The 3199-nt window shown below is 68.3% G+C and carries 4 protein-coding genes; 1 reads left to right on the forward strand and 3 read right to left on the reverse strand.

Annotated features, from left to right (window positions below; translation table 11 throughout):
• Positions 1-46: 46 nt before the first annotated feature.
• From HUV01_RS14185 to HUV01_RS14195, 3 genes are read right to left on the reverse strand one after another with little or no spacing between them, the layout of a single operon-like run.
• Positions 47-931, reverse strand: coding sequence for an alpha/beta fold hydrolase (locus HUV01_RS14185; RefSeq protein WP_174298859.1), 885 nt, complete (start codon positions 929-931; stop codon positions 47-49).
• Between the two features lie 23 nt (positions 932-954).
• Positions 955-1431, reverse strand: a complete 477-nt coding sequence (locus HUV01_RS14190) for a DUF4142 domain-containing protein (protein WP_254606691.1) — start codon at positions 1429-1431, stop codon at positions 955-957.
• A 20-nt stretch (positions 1432-1451) separates the two neighbouring features.
• Positions 1452-2546 carry an alpha/beta hydrolase gene (locus HUV01_RS14195; protein ID WP_174298860.1) on the reverse strand — a complete coding sequence of 365 codons (1095 nt, stop codon included), beginning with the start codon at positions 2544-2546 and terminating at the stop codon, positions 1452-1454.
• A gap of 99 nt (positions 2547-2645) precedes the next feature.
• Here HUV01_RS14195 and HUV01_RS14200 point away from each other — a divergent pair.
• Positions 2646-3199 (forward strand): Crp/Fnr family transcriptional regulator (locus tag HUV01_RS14200; RefSeq protein WP_174298861.1); only part of this gene is annotated, 554 nt, incomplete at its 3' end.

Genomic DNA, 3199 nt, shown 5'->3' on the forward strand with positions numbered 1-3199 from the left:
GCGGCCGTGAGCGCCAGCGCCCCCGCGGCCAGCCAGGACTTCATCGTCAAAGTCGTTCTCCGTTCAGGAAGCCGGTCAGCAGCGCGGCCACGTCCCGCGGCGCCTCGCGTTGGGGGAAGTGGCCGACCCCGGGCAGGCCGACCATCTCGAACGGGCCGTCGAACTTCTTGGGAATAGGCGCGAAGCTCTCCTGCCGCGTCACGCCGTCGACGTCGCCCTTGATGAATAGGGTCGGCAGCGACAGCGTCGTCGTGGTCTTGATCTTCGTCTCGAGCCACTCGCTTCGTGGATCGGGAGCGGCGTTCTCCCAGCGCGAGCGGTAGCTGTGCAGCGTCACGTCCACCCAGTCGGGGTTGTCGAAGGCGCGGGCGACCCTGCGGAACACGGCCTCGTCAAACCAGCCCTTGGGCGCCCAGTTCTCCCAGTGGATGTGCGCGAAGCCGTGGGGGTCGTCGCGCACCGCCTTCTCGCCGCGCGGCGTCGCCATGAACCAGTGATACCAGTAGAGCTGCGCCTGCTCGAACGGCGGCGTCGGCATGCCGCCGAGGCGCGGCGGCGTCGACAGCATCGCGATCCGCTCGACCCGCTCGGGCCAGCCCACCGCCAGCGCCTCCGCGATGTTCGAGCCCCAGTCGTGGCCAACCACCGCGAACCGCTCGAGGCCGAGCGCGTCCGCCAGCGCGATCATGTCCAGGGCGTGGACGCCGCTGTTGCCCAAGCGTGGGGCCGCGTCATCGCGGAACCGCGTTCCGCCGAAGCCCCTGAGCGAGGGCACGAGCACTCGCAGTCCAGACGCAGCAAGGACGGGCGCCACCCCGTCCCAGGTGGAGGCGTCGTCCGGCCAGCCGTGCAGCAGCAGCACGGCCTCGCCGTCCTCCGGCCCTTGTTCCTCCAGAGCGACCAAGAGGTCGCCCGCGTCGATCGTCCGCATCCGTCAGACCCGCCGTGACAGGGCTACATCGCCATCAGCATGGCGATGTGGCTCTGCACCACGGGCACGATCTTGCCGGCGGCCGCCTTAAGCGAGGGCGCGCCGCCCTCGACCGCGTAGGCCTTCTGCACGTCCAGCGCCTGGTTGTGCGACGTCTTCTGCTGGGCGATGTAGGTCGCGTCGCGCGCGGGCCCGCTCTCGGCGCGGAGCTCGGCGATCAGCTCGACTTGTGCGGGCATCAGCTTGGGCGGCGCTGCGGCCACGCGCGAGCGGGCGGCGGCCGCCTTCACGTCGGCGGTGCTCTTCGTGTGCTCGGCGATCATCTGCTCGGCGAACTGGCGAACCTTGGGATCTTGCGTGGTCTGCAGCACGATCTGGCTCGATTGGCGCTCGTAGAGGTCGCTCGCGCCGGCCGTCTTCACGTACTCGGCGGGCGTCATGACCTGCGCGGCAGCCGGTGTGGCGGCGAGCAGCGACAGGGCGATAAGGGCGGTCTTCATCTTGTGATCTCCTGCGGGGCTCAGCGGGCGAAGGCGGTCTTGAGCCGCGCGATCGCATAGGTCTCCTGGTCGTAGGCGCCGCGCACCACCTTCCCCATGCCGAAGGACTCGTGGGTCACGCCTGGAAAGGTGCGTTGCTCGACACGGTCACCGGCCGCGCGCATCGCCGCCGCCAGCGTCTCGCCGTCTGAGCGGAGCGGGTCGATCTGCGAGTTGACGATGGTGGTGGGGGGCAGTCCGCGCAGGTTGGCCCCGACCAGGTTCAGCCGCGGGTCCTGCATGTCGGCCATGCTGCTCGTATAGTAATAGCCGAACCACTTCAGCATGGCGGCGTTCAGCGGCTTGGCGTTGGCCGCGTCTCGCCGGGAGGGAAGCTCCATGGCGCTGTTTGCGATCGGATAGACCGCCAGGATGTGGACCGGCGCGGGCAAGTTGTTGTCGCGCGCGTAGATTGCAGTCGCGACGGCTAGATTGCCGCCCGCGCTCTCGCCGGCGAACGCGATCCGGCCGGCGTCTCCGCCCCAGCTGGCGGCGTTCTGCAGCGTCCAGCGATAGGCCGCCACCGCGTCCTCGTGCTGCGCCGGGAACTTGGCCTCGGGCGCATGTCGGTACTCGACGGACACGACGATGGCGTTCAGCTGCTTGGCCATCAGCCGCGGCGCTGCGTCGTACGCGTTGACGTCGGCGATCACCCAGCCGCCGCCATGGTAGTAGACGATCACCGGCAGGTCGGCCCCACCGGCCGCTGGCCGATACACCCGCGCGTACTGCATCGGGTCAGACCCGTAAGGCAGGTCTTGCGTGGTGACCGCGGGATCGGGTGCGGTGGACTGGCCCTGGCGGCGCATGGCTGCGTGAAGCGCGTCGGGGAAACCGGGCTGAATGCGCGCCTTGACGGGGGTCAGCGTCTCAATCGGCTTGGGGCCGAGTGCGGCGAGCGCGTCCAGCACCGCCTGCATGTCCGGCGCGGCCTTGGGCGGCTGCGCGGCGACCGCGGGCGGCACGGGGGGCGGCGCAGCGTTGGGTGACGGCGTCGATTGCGCAACGGCGACCGAGGTCGTGCCTAGCAGCGCCGCCGCAAGCAAGCTTGCGGTCGCGCGAATAGATTGGACCATGAACGCCTTCCCTGGTGATGCCCGGTGATGAACGGATTATGTCGCAGCTGGTTTCGGTACGGCAGCGTGCGCAAGCGGGCGCGGTAGGGGCAAATCGCGATGGACCATAATCTGCGACTGCAGAAGCAGGCTATCGGCCTTGGCGGCCCACCGCAGACAGATGTCGGCAACCTGCTGCTTCGCGCCTTGCCTGACGATGCTTATGCTTTGCTGAGACCGCATCTCCGACGTGTTGATATGATCAATGGGAGTCGGTTGGGCGAAAGCGGCGCCGCGATCGACCTCGTCTGCTTTCCAGAGGGTGGCATCGCTGGTTTCTTGAATGTGCTGCCCGACGAGCGCCGTGTCGCCGTGGGGCTACTGGGACGGGAGGGCTTTGCAGGATGGCCCGCGTTGATGGGCAACGATCGCTGGCCTCATGAGGTCGTCGCCCGCGGCCCTGACGCAACGGCCCTGGAAATCAGCGCCTCCCACCTGCATGAAGCCCTTAACGCTAGCCGCACATTGCGTGAGGTTCTTCTGCGCTATGCGTCGGCTTTCGTCATGCAGATGGCGGAGACGATCGCCTCCAACCTCCTCCAATCGGTGACGCAGCGTACGGCCCGCTGGCTTCTCTTGTACCATGACCGCATCGACTGCGACGAGTTGGCCAT

Source organism: Sphingomonas bacterium, assembly GCF_903643035.1.
In the GTDB taxonomy this organism is placed as follows: domain Bacteria; phylum Pseudomonadota; class Alphaproteobacteria; order Sphingomonadales; family Sphingomonadaceae; genus Sphingomonas.